This is a genomic window from Telluria sp. RT2P19, assembly GCF_059685725.1.
In genome coordinates, this window is sequence record NZ_JCASIL010000004.1 from 335,627 (window position 1) to 352,257 (window position 16,631).

Sequence of the window (16,631 nt, forward strand, 5' to 3'; positions counted from 1 at the left end):
CCATGGAACCCTTCAAGACCCTGCGCGGCGTCGTGGCGCCGCTCGATCGTGACGACGTCGATACGGATGCGATCATTCCCAAGCAGTTCATGAAATCGGTGGCGCGCACCGGTTTCGGACCGAACCTGTTCGACGCCTGGCGCTACCTGGATGTCGGGGAACCGGGAATGGACAATGCGAAACGGCCGCTCGATCCGGATTTCGTGCTCAACGATCCGCGCTACCGCGACGCCGCGATCCTGCTGACACGCCGCAATTTCGGCTGCGGCAGCTCGCGCGAGCATGCGCCCTGGGCCCTGCTGCAGGCCGGGTTCCGGGTCATCATCGCCGCCAGTTTTGCCGATATTTTTATGGGGAACTGCTACAAGAATGGCATCCTCGCCCTGACCCTGCCCGACGAGACCATCGCAGCGCTGTTCCGGATCGCGGACCGAGCCGAGCCGCTGCAGCTGACGATCGACCTCGCCGGTCAACAGGTGCGAACCGATGGCGGAATCGCCTACGCTTTCGATATCGCCCCTTTCATCAAGGCGAATCTACTGGCAGGCAACGACGACATCGGGCTGAGCCTCGGGCATGCGGGGGAAGTGCGGCAATTCGAAGCCCGGCACCATGCGCGGCATCCCTGGCTCAAGGACCCGCTGCGGCTGTAGTGCCCGTCCCAAAACAAGCAACGGGGCAGTGCCCCGTTGATGTGCTGTCAGTGCAGGAGGCGCGGCTCCTGCTCGTCATCGTCGCTGAACAGGTCGTCGAACATCAACGCATCCGGTTCCTTGCCCTGGCTCCAGAGCACCATGAGGACGATGATCTTGAGCTTGCTCAAGGCGATCGGCGACTCGTCGCAGGCCAGCGCACGCTCGATGACGATTTCGCGCTGGATCGGGCCGAGCACCTTGGCGCTTTCGAGGAAGGCGATGAAGCCGATCGCTGCGCTGCCGAGTTCGATATATTCTTCGTCCACGTAGTAGCGGGTACCGGTGGAAGCGTCGATCGTTTCGGGCAACGGCGCATCGGTCAACCCCGTCAGCCAGTCCAGCGCTTCCGAGATTTCGATGTCGTCGAAGCCGACGGCGGACAGCTTGCGAGCCAGGGCTGCCGGCTCGGGGCAGGCGTCGGGACGGTAGTACGTCTCGTAGAGATAGACCAGGATGTCGAACATAGTGACGCTACTGTAGCAGCTAAACTTTGTCGGGCACAAGTAGAGCGCGCCTGGCGCGCCGCCTCGTGGAAAAAACGTTGTATCCAAGCCTTATTCGATCGACCAGCTTACTTAAAACGATTAAAAACAAGAACATACAATTCGTAAATTCTTTTATCGAAGCACAGGCAATCTACCAAACGCGCATCCGATTCGCCCATTGGCAAGAGACGTTAATGCCATATGCGTTGTACTCTGCCTCCCGGCAATTGGGCGATCACCCCCGCCAGCTCGAGGTCCAGCAAGCGACTGCCAAGCTCGCTTGCATCGCCACCGACGCGGTTCAATAACTCGTCGAGCGCCACCGGTTCATGGCCCAGCGCATCGAGCAATCCGGCATCGGCCTCGGGCGCCGTCTCGGATGCGTTTTCTTTGATTTGCGTCAAGGTTGTGAGTGGCGACACGCTCATCGCCAGCAACACCTCGTCCACCGTCTCGACCAGTTGCGCGCCATCGCGGATCAGACGATGGCACCCCTTCGCCAGCGCGGAATGGATCGAGCCGGGCAAGGCGAATACCTCACGTCCCTGCTCCGCCGCCATCTGGGCCGTGATCAATGAGCCGGACTGGGCCGCCGCCTCGATCACCAGCACCCCGGCCGCCAGGCCGCTGATCACGCGGTTGCGGCGCGGGAAGTTGGCGGCCAGCGGCGGCGTGCCCAATGCGTATTCGCTGACGATGCAGCCGTGTTCGACGATGCGGTGGGCCAGCGCGCGGTTGCGCGCCGGGTAGACCCGGTCGAGGCCGGTGCCCACGACGGCGATGGTGGCGCCAGGCCCGCGCAGCGCGCCTTCGTGGGCGGCGGTATCGATGCCCAGCGCCAGCCCCGAGACCACGCACAAACCGGCGCCGGACAGGGCCGCGGCAAACGATGCGGCGTCGAGCTTGCCCTGCGCGCTGGCATTGCGACTGCCGACCACCGCCACCAGCGGCCGCGCCAGCATCTCGATGCGGCCGGCCACGTACAGCAAGAGCGGCGGGTCGGGGATCTCGGCCAATGAAGCCGGGTAAAAGGAGTCGTGGAAAGTAATCAGGTGGTGGCCAGGCTGGGCCAGCCAGGCCAGGGTCGCCTCGACCTGGGCCGTCAGCGCGGGCATGACCGGCGCGCACAAGGCCCGCGCCTGGCTCGATGAGACATGGGAAGACAGGGCCGCCGGCCCGGCCCTGAAGATGGCGCCGGGCGAGCCGAAGGCCGACAATAACGCGTGCGCGCTGCGGCACCCCACGCCATCGGCCTGCCCCAGGCGCAGCCAGTCGGCGATCAGGGTGGCGCGCCCGGCGGCATTCAGATGGGAATCCGTGTCTTGCACGGCGATATTTACTCCGGTGATTTGGCCACGTCGCCGACTTGCACTGGCGCCGTCACCTGCATGACCAAGCCGTACGAGACGTTCTTGAACACGCGGAAGATGAACAGGCTGCCGTATTGCTCGTCGGGCAGTTTCAATTGCTGCCGGCCCAGGCCCAGGAAGCCCCGGCTTTGTGGATCGGCCACAGTCTTCCCGAGATGATAGAGCTGCAGCACGGCGCCGACATCGAGTCCGTCAACTGAACCACGGTTGACAGTGACGACCTGGCTTTGTCCTGCATAAGTCACGCCGGAATAGATCGACATGATGCGGCTGTCGATGGCTTGGGACGGCGCATGCGGCACGTAGTTGCGCACCGGCGTCGGCGGCTGCGGCACCAGCAGGTCGCCGACGCCCATTTCTTGCAGCGTATGGGTGACCTGGAACGTGTGCACGTCGACGCCGGGGACCGCAGGCTTCACCAGCTTGACGGTGCCCAGGTAGGCGGCTTCATGCGCCAACAGCTTGCCGGTCTGCGGATCGCGCAGCGGGGTGCCGGGACGAAAGACCTGGAACACGCTGCCGTCCTGGATATCGCCGTGGACATAGACGCGGTCGCCCTCGCCCAGGTACACGCGGCCTTCCTGCGAGGCGGCGATGCGCGGTGCGCCGGCCAGCTCGTCGGCCTCGACCACCAGCGGCTGGGTCAGGTAAGGCTCGATGGCGCCGGCCGGAATCGCCGGCACGGCGTCGCGCCCCAGGCCTTCGCTGCGCACCTGCGGCGACAGGCGGGTCAGTGGCGGCGCGCCACGGCCGTCGTCCGCGCCCAGGCCGCTGCCGGGACGCGACAGGCTGAGGCGGCCGCGCTCGCGGTCGAACCAGATGGTCTGGCCCGGATAGATCCAGTGCGGGTTGCGGATTTCGTCGCGGTTCATGCCCCAGACCTGGGGCCAGCACCAGGGGTTGCGCAAGAAGGTGCCGGAAATATCCCAAAGGGTATCGCCCTTGACCACGACATGCTTGTCGGGCGCATCCTGGCGGAAGCTGCAACTACCTGTCACGGCGGAGTTTGCGAGCTGGGCCGAGGCGCCGGCAGCGCATGCGAGCAACGTCGCCGCAGCAGCATGGGCCACGACTGTGCTAAAATTTTTCATTGAAGACGTCCGTTTATTGCGGCGTGAATATGAACTTGATGCCGCCAGATTGCAGCTGCATCCCATGCTGATCATGAAGCCGAGCATCAGAGACCGCTCCGTCATCCGGCCCGGCCGCAGCCAGAGATAGCACGACGTACCGCTCCCCGCTCACGGAAGGGTTGCTGTATAGAATCAAATTCTGCACACAAATCCCTGAACTAGCAAGCAAACCGAGGTCTGCGCGCCAGGGCGTGTGGCGGGATTGCGTCCTGTCTTGTCTGCCAGATAAAACCCCGTTCAACCTAGACAACTCCACCGACATCCGATCCGATATGGCCCTTCTCGACATCCTCCGCTACCCCGACCCGCGCCTGCACAAGATTGCCAAGCCGGTCACCGAATTCGGTACCGATCGCCTGCGCAAGCTGGTGGCCGACATGGCGGAAACCATGTATGACGCCCCCGGCGTCGGCCTGGCCGCCACCCAGGTGGACGTGCATGAGCGCGTGGTCACCATCGACGTGACCGAAGCCCAAGAGAAGCTGATGGTCTTCATCAACCCCGAGATCACCTGGGCCAGCGACGAAAAACAGGTCTACGACGAAGGCTGCCTGTCGGTGCCCGGCATCTATGACGGCGTCGAGCGCCCGGCCAAGGTCAAGGTGCGCGCCTTCGATGTCGACGGCAAGCCGTTCGACGTCGAGGCCGACGGCCTGCTGGCCGTGTGCATCCAGCATGAGATGGACCATTTGATGGGCAAGGTGTTCGTCGAATACCTGTCGCCGCTCAAGCGCAACCGCATCAAGGCCAAGCTGCAGAAGGAAGAACGCGGCATGGCGCGTGAGTCCGCCCAGCGCGCCGGTCGTCGTTGAGCGCGATGAAAGTCGTCTTTGCCGGTACGCCCGAGTTTGCCGCCATCGCCCTGCGTGCCCTGCACGAGGCCGGCTTCGAGATCCCCCTGGTCCTGACCCAGCCCGACCGCCCCGCCGGGCGCGGCATGCAGTTGCAGGCGTCGAGCGTCAAGCAGTACGCGCTGGCCCACGGCATGGCGGTGGCGCAGCCGCTGTCGCTGCGCATGGATGCCCGGGATCCCGCGCGCGCTGCGCAGGCGGTCGCCGCGCACGAACAGCTGCAGTCGATCGACTACGACGTGATGGTGGTCGCGGCCTATGGCCTGATCCTGCCGCGCAGCACCCTCGACATCCGCCCCTGCATCAATATCCACGGTTCGCTTTTGCCACGCTGGCGCGGCGCGGCGCCGATCCACCGCGCGATCGAGTCGGGCGACCCGGAAACCGGCGTGACCATCATGGAGATGGAAGAAGGTCTCGATACGGGGCCGATGCTGACCATGGAACAGTTGCCGATCGATGCCAGCGACACCACGGGCAGCCTGCACGACAAGCTGGCGGCGCTGGGCGGTCGCATGATCGTCGAGGCGCTGCGCAAGATGGAGGCCGGCGCACTGACGGCCGTGCCGCAGCCCGACGAAGGCGTGACCTATGCCGCCAAGATCGGAAAAGAAGAAGCGAAGCTCGATTTCAACTTGCCGGCCGAGGTCCTGGCGCGCAAGGTGCGGGCCTTCAATCCCTTCCCTGGCGCGAACGGGCTGGTGGAGAACGTCGCGGTAAAGTTCTGGTTCGCAGAGCCGGTCGATGGCCGCGGCGCGCCGGGACAGGTGCTGCAGGCCGATGCGGATGGGATCGTGGTTGCTTGCGGCCAGGGTGCCTTGCGTGTGACCGAGTTGCAGAAACCGGGCGGCAAACGCCTGAAAGCGGTCGAATTCCTGAAAGGATTTCCGCTGGCGGGATCGACATTCACCTGAAGCCCCGTGGCGCTTCTGAAGTCGATTTCATGAACGCAGTCCCGGCGGGACGGCGTTCATGCGCAGGAAAAATGGCGTCGCAAGGACGCCAGTCGATCGGGCTTACTCCGCCTGCGCCGTACGCTGGGCGTCCATGTGTTCACGCAGCACCTGGTTGATGCGCGTCTGGTAACCAGGACCTGCGCCCTTGAACCATTCAAGCATGTCCACATCCAGGCGGATCGTGACGATTTGTTTCACCCCACTGCTGCTGGCGACTTGTGGCTTCGATGCCATTGCTGGCTCCGGGTTGCGGTCCATGTTCTGATCCCAATCCGGTTGGTATTCTTTGTTCATGCGGTTATCCCATCTTTACGTTCGCCACTCGTGGAGGCGGACCTTGATTGTCGTCTGGCCATGTATCGTAAAGATTGCAGTCACCCCACCAAATGTAACGCTATGTAACGCATGCGTACTTGAATACATAAGGATACATACACAGTCCCGCCGTCGGGCCGATCACGCGGCATGACGTATAATCGTAGACCGCCCAATGTCAATCGGCCTGTCAAGCCGCATCCTGGAAAATCCATCACCATGAACGCCGTTACCTCCGCCATCTCCCCGATCGAAACCCAGCTGCGCGCCATCCTCGCGCGCCGTATCATGATCCTGGACGGCGCGATGGGCACCATCATCCAGCAGTACAAGCTCGATGAAGCGGCGTATCGCGGCGAGCGTTTCGCCGATTTCACCCCGCCCGAGGGCAGCGGCGCACGCGAGCTGTTCGTGAAAGGGAATAACGAGCTGCTGACGCTCACCCAGCCGCAGATCATCCAGGAAATCCACGAACGCTATCTCGCCGCCGGCGCCGACCTGCTCGAGACGAACACCTTCGGCGCCACCGGCGTGGCGCAGGACGATTACCACATGGCCCACCTGGCCTACGAGATGAACGTCGAAGCGGCGAAGCTCGCGCGCGCGGCGTGCGACAAATACTCCACGCCGGACAAGCCGCGCTTCGTCGCCGGCGCCCTTGGGCCGACCCCGAAGACCGCCTCGATCTCGCCCGACGTCAACGACCCGGCGGCGCGCAACATCACTTTCGACCAGCTGGTCGCCTCCTACCACGAGCAGGTGCGCGGCCTGGTCGATGGTGGCGCCGACCTGCTGCTGGTCGAGACCATCTTCGATACCCTGAACTGCAAGGCGGCGCTGTTCGCGATCGACCAGTATTTCGACGAGCACCCGGAGACCCCGCGCCTGCCGCTGATGATCTCGGGCACCGTCACCGACGCCTCCGGCCGCATCCTGTCGGGCCAGACCGTGCCGGCCTTCTGGAACTCGGTGCGCCACGCCAAGCCGCTGACGATCGGCCTCAATTGCGCGCTGGGCGCGGCGTTGATGCGCCCCTACGCGCAAGAGCTGTCCAGAATCGCCGATACCTTCGTGTGCATCTACCCGAACGCCGGCCTGCCCAACCCGATGAGCGATACCGGCTTCGACGAGCTGCCGGCCGATACGTCCGCACTGCTGCGCGAATTCGCCGAAGCCGGTTTCGTGAACATCGCCGGCGGCTGCTGCGGCACCACGCCCGAGCATATCGCGGCGATCGCCAGGATCCTCGAGACGCAAACCCCGCGCCAGGTGCCCGAAGTGCCGGTCGCGATGCGGCTGTCGGGCCTCGAGCCTTTCACCATCGACGAGTCTTCGCTGTTCGTCAACGTCGGTGAACGCACCAACGTTACCGGCTCGAAGGCGTTCGCGCGCATGATCCTGAACGAGCAGTTCGACGAGGCCCTGTCGGTGGCGCGCCAGCAGGTCGAGAACGGCGCCCAGGTCATCGACATCAATATGGACGAGGCGATGCTCGATTCGCAGGCGGCCATGACGCGCTTTTTGAACCTGATCGCCTCCGAGCCCGACATCTCGCGCGTGCCGGTGATGATCGACTCGTCGAAATGGTCGGTGATCGAGGCGGGCCTCAAGTGCGTGCAGGGCAAGGCCATCGTCAACTCGATCTCGATGAAGGAAGGCATCGATGAATTCATCCGCCAGGCTGTTTTGTGCCGCCGCTACGGCGCCGCCGTGATCGTGATGGCCTTCGACGAGCGGGGCCAGGCCGATACCTTCGCGCGCAAGATCGAGATCTGCGAACGCGCCTACAAGGTGCTGACCGAACGCGTGGGCTTCCCGCCCGAAGACATCATCTTCGACCCGAACATCTTCGCCATCGCCACCGGCATCGAGGAGCACGACAACTACGCCAACGACTTCATCGAAGCGTGCGCGTGGATTCGTGACAATCTTCCCTACGCGAAGATCTCGGGCGGCGTGTCGAACGTCTCGTTCAGCTTCCGCGGCAACGACCCGGCGCGCGAGGCGATCCACACCGTGTTCCTGTACCACGCGATCAAGGCCGGCCTCACGATGGGCATCGTCAACGCCGGCATGGTCGGCGTCTACGACGACCTCGATCCCGAATTGCGCGAGCGGGTCGAGGACGTGGTGCTGAACCGCCGCAAGGACGCCACCGAGCGCATGATCGAGTTCGCCGGCACCCTGAAAGCCGGCGGCAACAAGCAGGAACAGAACCTCGAGTGGAGGAACAGCCCGGTCGAGAAGCGCCTGGCGCACGCGCTGGTGCACGGCATCACGCAGTGGATCGTCGAAGACACCGAAGAGATGCGCCAGCAGGTGCTGGCGGCCAACGGCCGCCCGATCCACGTGATCGAAGGCCCGCTGATGGACGGCATGAACATCGTCGGCGACCTGTTCGGCCAGGGCAAGATGTTCCTGCCGCAGGTCGTGAAATCGGCGCGCGTGATGAAGCAGGCCGTGGCGCACCTGGTGCCATTCATCGAAGAAGAAAAGGCGCTTGAAGAAGCGCGCACCGGCATCGTCGCCAAGCCGAAGGGCAAGATGGTGATCGCCACCGTCAAGGGCGACGTGCACGACATCGGCAAGAACATCGTCTCGGTGGTCCTGCAGTGTAATAACTTCGAGATCGTGAACATGGGCGTGATGGTGCCTTGCGCCGACATCCTGGCGAAAGCCAAGGAAGAAAACGCCGACATGGTCGGCCTGTCGGGCCTGATCACGCCGTCACTCGAGGAGATGGCCCACGTCGCGCGCGAGATGCAGCGCGACCCGTGGTTCCGCGAGCGCCAGGTGCCGCTGCTGATCGGCGGCGCCACCACCAGCCGCGCCCACACCGCGGTCAAGATCGCACCGTACTACGACGGCCCGGTGGTGTATGTGCCGGACGCGTCGCGCTCGGTCTCGGTCGGCCAGGCGCTGGTCACCGACGACACGCGCGATGCCTACATCATCGAGCTGGCCCAGGACTACGAACGCATCCGCATCCAGCACGCCGGCAAGAAGGCGCTGCCGATGCTCACGCTCGAGCAGGCGCGGGCGAACAAGGCGAAGCTCGCGTACGCGCCGGTCAAGCCGAAGTTCATCGGGCGCCGCGTGTTCAAGAACGTCGACCTGGGCCTGATCGCGCGCTACATCGACTGGGGCCCGTTCTTCCAGACCTGGGACCTGGCAGGCCCCTTCCCCGCCATCCTCACCGATGAGGTGGTGGGCGAAGCCGCGAGCCGCGTGTATGCGGAAGGCCAGGCCATGCTCAAGAAGATCATCGACGGCCGCTGGCTGTCGGCCAACGGCGCGATTGCCCTGCTGCCGGCCAATTCGGTGAACGACGACGATATCGAGGTGTACACCGACGAATCGCGCGCGCAGGTCGCCTTCACCTATTACGGCCTGCGCCAGCAGGGCGTCAAGCCGGTGGTGGATGGCGTGCAGCGTCCCAACCAGTGCCTGGCCGACTTCATCGCACCGAAGGACAGCGGCATTCCCGACTATATCGGCATGTTCGCCGTAACGGCGGGCCTCGGCATCGAGAAGCACGAGCAGCGCTTCGAGGCGGCCCACGACGACTACTCGTCGATCATGCTCAAATCGCTGGCCGACCGCCTGGCCGAAGCCTTCGCCGAATACATGCACGAACGCGTGCGCACCGACCTGTGGGGCTATGCGGCGAACGAAAACCTGTCGAACGAGGCGATGATCGCCGAGCAATACCAGGGCATCCGCCCGGCGCCGGGCTATCCCGCCTGCCCCGAGCACACGGTCAAGGCCGACGTGTTCGCGACCCTGCAGGCCGAGGAGATCGGCATGGAGCTGACCGAATCGTATGCCATGTATCCGGGCGCCGCGGTCTCGGGCTTCTACTTCGCGCACCCGGAATCGAAGTATTTCGTGGTCGGGAAGATCGGCAACGACCAGGTCGAGGACATGGCGCAGCGGCGCGGGATGGACAAGGCGGAAGTCGAGCGCCACCTGGCGCCGAACCTGTGACCCGATAAAAAACGCCGCGAATATCGCGGCGTTTTTTTATTCGCATGCAGAGCGGCGATCAAATCGCGTACCGCACCACCTTGTCGCTCCACTCGAACGCCGACACCTCGAGCTCGGCCAGGTCGTCGCCATCCATCGACAGGGTCTTCAGGCCCGCCAGCAGCTCGTCGCCCTCCTCGTCCATGCGTTCGATCGATTCGGCCAGCTTGAGCAGCTCACCGAAGAAGCCGGTGCGCTTGAGCAGGGCGGCGCGCACTTCGTCGATCACGGGTACCTGCTCCACGATGTCCATCATCGGCATGCAGAACAGCGTGTCCATCAGCGACATCATGCCGACCGTGAAGGCGACGTCGGCGACATTCTTCTGGCCGGGACGCAGGCGCTGGGCCAGCAGTTCCATCAGGCGCGCGCGCGTGGTGGCCAGTTGCAGGAGCGGGCTCTGGCTGTGGCCGCGCACGTCCGGCTCGGCATACAGCAGGATTTGCAGCCAGCGCTGCAGCTGGCGTCGTCCCAGCAGGCTCAAGGCCTGGCTGATCGATTCGATGCGCCGTCCCGCCCCCACCGCCGGCGTATTCACCAGGCGCAGCAGGTTCAGGCCGATCGTCACCTCGCGCTTGACCACGCGCTCGATCTCGGCGTTGTCGGCGTCCGACGTCACCAGCGTCATCAGGTCGAGCACCGTGAGCTGCGATGGCGACAGCTTGCGGCTGGCAATCACCGACGGCTTGGCGAAATAATAGCCCTGGAAGTAGTCGAAGCCGACGTCCAGGCAGGTGCGGTATTCGGTATGGGTCTCGACCTTTTCGGCCACCAGCCGCTTGCCGGTGGTGCGCAGGCGCGGCACCAGCGACAGCATGGTGACGGCCGGCAGCGCACGCAAGTCCATCTTGACGAACTCGATCACCGGCAGCAGGCGCGCCAGTGAAGGCCCGTGCGCCGAGGCCTCGGCCGCGAAACGGAAGCCGTGGGCGCCCAGGACGCGCATGCGCTCGATGACGGCGTCGTCCGGCGCCACCGAGCTGACGATCTCGAGCACCGTGCGCTCGCGCGGCAGGAAGGCGAACATATCGCTCATCAAGACGTCCTTGTCGACGTTGATGAAAACGTTGGCGTCACCGATCGCGCGCGGCAGGCCGAGCTGGGAAGCGTGGTGGATGACACTGGCGCTGGCCGACAGGCCGGAATCGAAATGGGCCGGGCCCTGGGCGCTGCCGCGGAACAGCAGTTCGTAGCCGAACAGGGCCTGATTGCGGTCCAGCACGGGCTGGCGCGCGAGGTAGAAGTTACGCATGCGTAGCGGCTGGGAAGCCTCGTCGAGGCTGGCGGTATCGGTCATCTCGTTCTCACTCTCGCGTCAAGAGCTTACTGTACCGCATCCAATCCGGCGTGTGTCTTCTGGGCACTAATTTATTGGAGAATCGTTATTGTCGATGCATTGAAGCTGTCACCAATAACATACAAAAACATTTACTGAGGAAGACCGTCCACGAACACCTTGAGCTCACCCGGTGTGAAATGCGTCCATGCTTCGTTCGTCGTCAACGGCTCGGTGACGATGATCGCGACCCGGTCGTCGGGCGTGGTCACCTGCGAGAAATCGACCGACAGGTCTTCGTCCGACAGGCAGGCCGTCACGAACGGATACTTGCGCACCACGTAGCACAGCTTGGTCGAGCAGTGGGTAAACAGCGCAGTGCCGTCCGACAGCATCATATTGAAGGTGCCGTGGGCGGCGATGCCGGGAATGATGCGTTCAAGCAGTGCGCGCAAGGCCTCGCGGCTCGGCGCCGTGTCGCCGAACTCGCGGCGCATGCTTTGCAGCAGGTAGCAAAAGGCCAGCTCGCTGTCGGTGGTGCCGACCGGACGGAAGGCGCCGTCCAGCGCCGGCGCGAAGTCCTTGAGGTCGCCGTTATGGGCGAACACCCAGTAGCGGCCCCACAGTTCGCGCACGAAGGGATGGCAGTTTTCCAGCGCCACATGGCCGACGGTGGCCTTGCGGATATGGGCAATGACGTTGGTGGACTTGATCGGATAACGCTTGATCAGTTCGGCGATCGGCGAGGCGATGGCGGCCTGGTGGTCGACGAAGTGGCGTACGCCGCTGCCTTCGAAGAAAGCGATTCCCCAGCCGTCGTGGTGGGTGTCGGTGCGGCCGCCGCGGTGGGCGAAGCCGGTAAAAGAGAAGACAATGTCGGTGGGGACATTGCAGTTCATTCCGAGTAGCTGGCACATGGTGCGCAGCTTACCATGCCGTAGCGGGGAAGACAGCGCCTCCGCCTTGAAGGCGATGGCGCTGCAGAACCTTAGTGCAGAACGACAGGCTGGCTCATGAGGGTGTCATACGAACCCAGGAAGTCGTCGATTTCTTCCATGGTCGGTTCGCTGGCAATCAGGTTGTTGACGTCGCGCCGGAACGATTGCGCGAGGCGGCCGCCGATGAAGGCCTCGCGCCGGCCGGCCTTGTCGACGATCTCGAAGCCGCCGAATCGCAGCGCTTCGAGTTCACGGTCGACACCGAACTCGACGACGCTGTACTGTTCGCTGTTATAGATCATGTTCATGATGACTCCTTCGATCAGAAATTAGTGCAACCCTGCCGCTTGGCGGCGTACGGCAGGCTGTTCACTTCGCTTCAGAGGTGGGGCTGTCCGAACCGATTTCAAGACCGGCTGCCATGTTAAGCACGCACGGTCGGGTCCAATGCCAACAGCTGATCGTATGGCGGCGCTGCAAGCCACGATCGCAACTGATCAAGGTGTTCGCTGCTCGCCAGGCCGATGAACAGACGTTCCGGGCGCTGTCTTAGCAGTCGATTCAATGTTACACGCAAAACGAGATTGCCGTCGCAGCACAGGCACCCGGCCGCGATGCGCACTACCTGCAGGCCAGGCCCGGTCTCCAGGGGCGTGGCGGCCACGCCCAGGCCTTCCAGGATGACGGCGTCGAATGCTTGTGCGGGAGCGCGCGCCACACCTGCAGGGACAGGTGCGGCGCGGACGTTGGTGGGAGGGGTGGTACCAGCTGCACCCAGCAGCTTCGCGATCGCCTGTTCGCGTGCGGCCGCGCTGGCGCCTAGGACGAGGACGGTGGCCGCGCGGGCCATCATCCTCCTTTCTTGGAGAGCTTGCCCGGTTCGACGCCCAGCTGCTTGAGCTTGCGGTACAGGTGGGTGCGTTCAAGGCCGGTTTTTTCGGCCACGCGCGTCATGCTGCCGCCTTCGCGGCCCAGGTGGTGCTCGAAGTACATGCGCTCGAAGGCGTCGCGCGCTTCGCGCAGCGGCAGGTCGAAGGACAGCGTGTAGCCGGTGCCCTCGCCCTGCGACACCGCATGCACCATGCGTGAACCATTGTTGAGGCCCACGCCGGCGCCGATGCCGGGCTGCACGCCCGGCGCCGCGAACATCGGCGCGCCAGCCTGGGCGATGGGGACGATGCCGGCGTCGGCCATGACCGGCGGCGCGCTCGGCGCGATCGGCCGCGGCGGCGCCATCGGCGCGCGCGCCACTTCTTGCGCGCGGGTCAGGCCCTGCTGTACCGCCTTGAGCAGCTTTTGCAGGGCAATGGGTTTTTCAAGGAAATTAAGTGCGCCGATGCGGGTGGCCTCGACCGCGGTGTCGATGGTCGCATGACCCGACATCATGATGACCGGCATGCTCAACAGACCGTCGCGCTGCCACTCCTTGAGCAGGGTCACGCCATCGGTGTCCGGCATCCAGATATCGAGCAGCACCAGGTCGGGCGTCGCGGCCGCGCGCGCCTCGCGCGCCTGCTGCGCGTTCTCCGCCAGCGTGATGGCATGGCCTTCGTCGCCGAGGATCTCCGACAGGAGTTCCCGGATCCCCATTTCATCGTCAACTACGAGTATGTTCGCCATCGTTTCTACCTTCCTGATCTTCTACCCGTCACGTGTGCAATTTTATAAGTTTTTTTGCACTTAAGCCAACTTTGCTGATGGGGCCGAGTCTGGGGCCAACTTTAACAGCAAAATCGCCACCGCTGCGCCAGTTCCATCAGTGCGGTTGCCGACATCGATCCGGCCACCGTGCTCGTCCACTATTTTCTTGACCATGGGCAGGCCGAGTCCGGTGCCGCGGGCCTTGGTGGTGATGTACGGCTCGAAGGCGCGCGCCAGGATGCGCGGGGCGAAGCCCGGACCGTTGTCGACGATCGCCAGGCGTACCGCCACACCCTGCAAGCCGTCGGCGCCGGTGTAATGGATCGCCTCGGTGCTGACGTCGACGCGCGGCGGCGGTGCGTCCGGGCCGCGGTCGACCAGCGCGTCCTGGGCATTTTGCACCAGGTTGTGGATCACCTGGCGCAGCTGGGTGGCGTCGCCCATCACGCGCGGCAGGTTCGGCGCCAGGCTGGCGTGGATGATGTCGTGGCCGTCCTCGGCCAGGTACAGGTTCAGGATTTCGCCGATCAGGGCGTTCAGGTCGAGCTGGTCGAGCGTGGCCGGCGGGGTGCGCGCGTAGTCGCGGAAGTCGTCGACCATGCGCTTCATGGCGTCGACCTGGTTGACGATGGTGGTCGTGCCGCGCTTGAGCAGCTCGGCCTCTTTCGGCGGCAGGCTGTCCTCGAGCTTCATCTGCATGCGCTCGGCCGCCAGCTGGATCGGCGTGAGCGGGTTCTTGATCTCGTGCGCGAGGCGCCGCGCAACTTCACCCCAGGCCACAGAACGCTGGGCCGTGATCACGTCCGAGATATCGTCGAACACGACGATGAAGCCGCTGTCGGCGCCCACCGGCAGGCGCGAGCCGCGCGCCAGCAGGACCAGGTCGTGCTCATGCTCGTCGGCGCCCGATTTGCGGTGCACGTCGCGCGGGATCTCGATCTGCTGCTGCCAGTGCGCGCGCTTGCGCCGCTCGGCGGCCGAGTGCGCGCTCTGGGCCGAGAAGGCGCGCGTGATGCAGTTCGAAAAGTGTTCGAGGCCCGGGATCTTCGTCAGCGGCCCGGCCATCGCGCCCGGCTCGACCTGCAGGATGCGATAGGCCGCGTCGTTCGAATTCACCACCAGGCCTTCGGCATCGAGCACGATCACGCCGGCCGACATATTCGCCAGCACCGACTCCAGGTGGGCCTTGGCGCTTTGCAGCGCGGCGCGGTTGCGCTCGACCGCGCTTCTCGCCTCGAACAGCTGGCCGGTCATCGCGTTGAACGACTGCGTCAGCGTCCCCAGTTCGTCGCGGGTCTCGACGATCGGCCTGGGTGACAGGTCGCCCTCGGCCACCGCCTGCGTGCCCTCGGCCAGCACCAGCAGCGGCTGCGCCAGGTTGCCGGCGATGAGGAAGGCGCTGCCGACGGCGCCGAAGATCGCCAGCAGCAGCGTCAGCGTCAGCATCCCGATATACATCTTGCGCAGGCCGGTGCGCGCTTCCAGGCGCAGGCGGTATTCGCTGTAGGCCGAGCGCAGCACCTCGGCGTTCGAGGCCAGGTTGACCGGCACCGACTGCAGCAGTTGCAGGTAGCGCTGCGGCGCGCCGGGCGGCTCGGGCACGGCCAGCACCACGCGCAGGCGCAGGCCCGTGACGGCATCCAGCGCGCTCGAGACGCCGTCCGCGGATTCTTCATTCAGGTCGCGATCGACGCCGCCTTCGGCCAGCGCATATCCGCCTGGCATGGCGGCGCTGCGCAGCATGCGTTCGTTGGGGGCGTCGGTCGCGAGGTTGGCGCCGCGGTCTTCGAGGGCCGCGGCCAGCACGGCGCCCTTCTCGTCGACCAGCATCGCGCTTTGCAGGCCGCTGGTGTCGGCCAGGAGGCGCGCCAGCACCGGCTGCGCGCTCATGTCGCCCTGGCCGGCCAGGGTCGCGGCGGCGGTCTGCGCGGTGGCGCCCAGTTCGGCCAGCGACTCGTCGAGCGCCGCGCGGCCCAGGTTCAGGCCCGACTCGATGGCCGACTCGATCTTGACGTCGAACCAGGAATCGATCGAATGCGAGACGAAGTTCACCGAGACCATGAAGATGACCAGCCCGGGCAGGATGCCGATGCCGGCGAACAGCAGCACCAGCCGCGCCATCAGGCGCGAGCCGAACTTGCCGGCCTTGCGCCGCGCGTACAGCCGGCCGAGGGCGACCGAGACGAAGGCCAGCAGCACGAAGGCCACCGTGCCGATCAGGCCGATCAGCCAGCCGTAGTAGCGGCCGAGGAATTCGGAATTGGCCGACGCCGAGGCCAGCAGGAACAGCAGGATGCACACCACCGCGCCGCCCGTGACCAGCGCGAAGCGCAAGACCTGGTTGGCCGGCTTACTCTGCACGATAGGTGAAGGTCTTCCGGCTGGAGGTCAGGCGCCAGTCGGAATCGTTGAAGGCGTTGACCTGCAGCGGCTTCTGCAGGTACTCGCGGTCCATGTACATGCGCAGCGAGACTTCATATTCCTCGCCCGGCTTGAGCTTGCCCTTGGGCGCGATCAGCCAGCGCGTCGGCCGGCGTACCATGAACATGGCGTCCTCGAAGGTCTGGAAGCGCTCCTGGAAGGAACCGACCACCGTCACGTAATACTGGCGCGTCAGCACGTCGTAGGAAATGCGGATGGTGCGCTTGGCGGACACCGCCCGTTCGTCGCGCCAATACCAGCGTGGCCGCACCAGTTCGATCTCGGTGGTGAAATGCAGTTGCACGCCGTGCTGGAGCGCGTCCCTCAGGCCGCTGTTCAGTTCAAAATCGTAGACCGTGTTGAGGCGATAGCCATCGTCGCTCGCTTCGATGGCGGCCCGGCTGATCTCGATCCCGTCGGCCGCCTGCGCCTGAGCAACGCACGCAATCGCCAGCAACAGCTGACAGGCGAGGAGGCGTAAAAATCGTAACGTCACGGGTGAGCCGGGGCCTTAAAAAATGCGC

General features: G+C 64.7%; 15 protein-coding genes. 4 read left to right on the plus strand and 11 right to left on the minus strand.

What is annotated here, in order from left to right; all coding sequences use genetic code 11:
• Positions 1–2: 2 nt before the first annotated feature.
• The gene (gene leuD, locus AC56KW_RS07825; protein ID WP_497170238.1) at positions 3–653 is read left to right on the plus strand and encodes a 3-isopropylmalate dehydratase small subunit; all 651 of its coding nucleotides are present in this window, start codon (positions 3–5) and stop codon (positions 651–653) included.
• 47 nt (positions 654–700) lie between these two features.
• On the opposite strand, the gene AC56KW_RS07830 is transcribed toward leuD, so the two are convergent.
• From AC56KW_RS07830 to AC56KW_RS07840, 3 genes are all read right to left on the minus strand, one after another.
• Positions 701–1,159 (minus strand): Smg family protein, encoded by a 459-nt coding sequence (locus AC56KW_RS07830; protein WP_137171601.1) that lies wholly within the window; start codon positions 1,157–1,159, stop codon positions 701–703.
• A 212-nt stretch (positions 1,160–1,371) separates the two neighbouring features.
• A complete protein-coding gene (dprA, locus tag AC56KW_RS07835; protein WP_497170166.1) occupies positions 1,372–2,508 on the minus strand; it encodes a DNA-processing protein DprA in 1,137 nt (378 codons plus the stop codon).
• A gap of 8 nt (positions 2,509–2,516) precedes the next feature.
• The gene (locus AC56KW_RS07840; protein WP_497170167.1) at positions 2,517–3,641 is read right to left on the minus strand and encodes a LysM peptidoglycan-binding domain-containing protein; all 1,125 of its coding nucleotides are present in this window, start codon (positions 3,639–3,641) and stop codon (positions 2,517–2,519) included.
• 314 nt (positions 3,642–3,955) lie between these two features.
• On the opposite strand from AC56KW_RS07840, the gene def reads away from it, so the two are divergent.
• Complete coding sequence (gene def / locus AC56KW_RS07845; protein WP_497170168.1) at positions 3,956–4,495, plus strand: peptide deformylase; 540 nt, start codon at positions 3,956–3,958, stop codon at positions 4,493–4,495.
• A gap of 5 nt (positions 4,496–4,500) precedes the next feature.
• The gene (fmt, locus tag AC56KW_RS07850; RefSeq protein WP_497170169.1) at positions 4,501–5,448 is read left to right on the plus strand and encodes a methionyl-tRNA formyltransferase; all 948 of its coding nucleotides are present in this window, start codon (positions 4,501–4,503) and stop codon (positions 5,446–5,448) included.
• 102 nt (positions 5,449–5,550) lie between these two features.
• Here fmt and AC56KW_RS07855 read toward each other — a convergent pair whose 3' ends face one another.
• Positions 5,551–5,784, minus strand: a complete 234-nt coding sequence (locus tag AC56KW_RS07855; RefSeq protein ID WP_497170170.1) for a BrnA antitoxin family protein — start codon at positions 5,782–5,784, stop codon at positions 5,551–5,553.
• Positions 5,785–6,024: 240 nt separating this feature from the next.
• On the opposite strand from AC56KW_RS07855, the gene metH reads away from it, so the two are divergent.
• Entirely contained in the window at positions 6,025–9,792 is a 3,768-nt protein-coding gene (gene metH / locus AC56KW_RS07860) for a methionine synthase (protein WP_497170171.1), read from the plus strand.
• Between the two features lie 58 nt (positions 9,793–9,850).
• On the opposite strand, the gene AC56KW_RS07865 is transcribed toward metH, so the two are convergent.
• From AC56KW_RS07865 to AC56KW_RS07895, 7 genes are all read right to left on the minus strand, one after another.
• Positions 9,851–11,128, minus strand: a complete 1,278-nt coding sequence (locus AC56KW_RS07865; protein ID WP_497170172.1) for an EAL and HDOD domain-containing protein — start codon at positions 11,126–11,128, stop codon at positions 9,851–9,853.
• Between the two features lie 131 nt (positions 11,129–11,259).
• Positions 11,260–12,024 carry a class II glutamine amidotransferase gene (locus AC56KW_RS07870; protein WP_497170173.1) on the minus strand — a complete coding sequence of 255 codons (765 nt, stop codon included), beginning with the start codon at positions 12,022–12,024 and terminating at the stop codon, positions 11,260–11,262.
• Between the two features lie 71 nt (positions 12,025–12,095).
• Complete coding sequence (locus tag AC56KW_RS07875; protein WP_005667861.1) at positions 12,096–12,353, minus strand: BTH_I0359 family protein; 258 nt, start codon at positions 12,351–12,353, stop codon at positions 12,096–12,098.
• Between the two features lie 116 nt (positions 12,354–12,469).
• Complete coding sequence (locus AC56KW_RS07880) at positions 12,470–12,898, minus strand: GTPase (RefSeq protein ID WP_497170174.1); 429 nt, start codon at positions 12,896–12,898, stop codon at positions 12,470–12,472.
• Entirely contained in the window at positions 12,895–13,665 is a 771-nt protein-coding gene (locus AC56KW_RS07885; RefSeq protein WP_497170175.1) for a response regulator, read from the minus strand. The genes AC56KW_RS07880 and AC56KW_RS07885 overlap by 4 nt, the downstream gene beginning before the upstream one ends.
• A gap of 60 nt (positions 13,666–13,725) precedes the next feature.
• On the minus strand, positions 13,726–16,047 hold the full coding sequence (locus AC56KW_RS07890) for a sensor histidine kinase (RefSeq protein ID WP_497170176.1): 2,322 nt from the start codon (positions 16,045–16,047) through the stop codon (positions 13,726–13,728).
• A complete protein-coding gene (locus tag AC56KW_RS07895) occupies positions 16,037–16,603 on the minus strand; it encodes a DUF4390 domain-containing protein (protein ID WP_497170177.1) in 567 nt (188 codons plus the stop codon). Before AC56KW_RS07895 ends, AC56KW_RS07890 begins: the two co-directional genes overlap by 11 nt.
• Positions 16,604–16,631: the final 28 nt, after the last annotated feature.

What these genes read in the sequence shown, in the direction of transcription:
- AC56KW_RS07865 (WP_497170172.1), bottom strand. Translation starts at nt 11,128, where the DNA reads ATGACCGATACCGCCAGCCTCGACGAGGCTTCCCAGCCGCTACGCATG.
- leuD (WP_497170238.1), top strand. Translation starts at nt 3, where the DNA reads ATGGAACCCTTCAAGACCCTGCGCGGCGTCGTGGCGCCGCTCGATCGT.
- AC56KW_RS07875 (WP_005667861.1), bottom strand. Translation starts at nt 12,353, where the DNA reads ATGAACATGATCTATAACAGCGAACAGTACAGCGTCGTCGAGTTCGGT.
- AC56KW_RS07870 (WP_497170173.1), bottom strand. Translation starts at nt 12,024, where the DNA reads ATGTGCCAGCTACTCGGAATGAACTGCAATGTCCCCACCGACATTGTC.
- AC56KW_RS07885 (WP_497170175.1), bottom strand. Translation starts at nt 13,665, where the DNA reads ATGGCGAACATACTCGTAGTTGACGATGAAATGGGGATCCGGGAACTC.
- AC56KW_RS07855 (WP_497170170.1), bottom strand. Translation starts at nt 5,784, where the DNA reads ATGAACAAAGAATACCAACCGGATTGGGATCAGAACATGGACCGCAAC.
- fmt (WP_497170169.1), top strand. Translation starts at nt 4,501, where the DNA reads ATGAAAGTCGTCTTTGCCGGTACGCCCGAGTTTGCCGCCATCGCCCTG.
- AC56KW_RS07880 (WP_497170174.1), bottom strand. Translation starts at nt 12,898, where the DNA reads ATGATGGCCCGCGCGGCCACCGTCCTCGTCCTAGGCGCCAGCGCGGCC.
- AC56KW_RS07840 (WP_497170167.1), bottom strand. Translation starts at nt 3,641, where the DNA reads ATGAAAAATTTTAGCACAGTCGTGGCCCATGCTGCTGCGGCGACGTTG.
- metH (WP_497170171.1), top strand. Translation starts at nt 6,025, where the DNA reads ATGAACGCCGTTACCTCCGCCATCTCCCCGATCGAAACCCAGCTGCGC.
- def (WP_497170168.1), top strand. Translation starts at nt 3,956, where the DNA reads ATGGCCCTTCTCGACATCCTCCGCTACCCCGACCCGCGCCTGCACAAG.
- AC56KW_RS07830 (WP_137171601.1), bottom strand. Translation starts at nt 1,159, where the DNA reads ATGTTCGACATCCTGGTCTATCTCTACGAGACGTACTACCGTCCCGAC.